1 protein-coding gene is annotated in these 712 nt (G+C 55.5%); it reads left to right on the top strand.

The window, feature by feature from the left end:
- Window positions 1-620: hypothetical protein (locus tag VZ95_RS19770; RefSeq protein WP_232302774.1), on the top strand; the 620-nt coding region annotated here is incomplete at its 5' end.
- Window positions 621-712 lie beyond the last annotated feature (92 nt).

Genomic DNA, 712 nt, shown 5'->3' with positions numbered 1-712 from the left:
GGGAGGAAAAATGTAACCTGGGCTGCTGCAAGCCCTGCTGTCACGAGCAAGGTATCCGCCGAAGCAGGGCCTTGCGCAAGCTCCTCAAGCGTTATCGAAAGCGCAGACGGATTATAACGATTCTCGTCGGGCTGATCGCTCACGGGGACCTGCACACCATTGATCGAAAGAAACTGTTCGATTGGTTTCGAAAGCGTCTGGATAAGGCGGGCTTCTCGGGTTTTTTGGTTGCCGGGGGGTTAGAGGTAGCGTGGCAGCCCAAGCTGAACGGCTGGGTGGTTCACTTCCATCTCCTGTCGTTGGGTGCTCGGAAAAAACATCGGGACGCGCTGAGGGCGAGCTTCGCCTCTTCAGACCTCAAGCGCCCCTTCGTTTGTCAGAGTCTGCGGGATCCTAGGCGACAAATCAGCTACCTCTTGAAAATCAACACCTACTACCGCCCGTTCGCCCAAATTGGACAAGAGAAGGGGCCAGCCTATCCTTTGCCCCGTCCGCAGATGGAGGAATTACTGAGTTGGTACGCCAACTTTAAGCCCTCTGATTTTCTGTTCCTCTATGGGCTGCGGCGTCAGGGCGATCGTATCCGCCCGACACCCAAACGGCGGAGTGCGAAACGCTAATTTGCTTACGCTGCTTATGCTGCTCACGTTTTTCGAAGCGTGCAGCAGCGAGCACGCGTCAGCAAATGCAGTGTTACGTACTCAACATCACG

The sequence above is a fragment of the Elstera litoralis genome (assembly GCF_000963705.1).
Taxonomy (GTDB): domain Bacteria; phylum Pseudomonadota; class Alphaproteobacteria; order Elsterales; family Elsteraceae; genus Elstera; species Elstera litoralis.
This window is presented reverse-complemented; position numbering and strand designations above follow the sequence as displayed.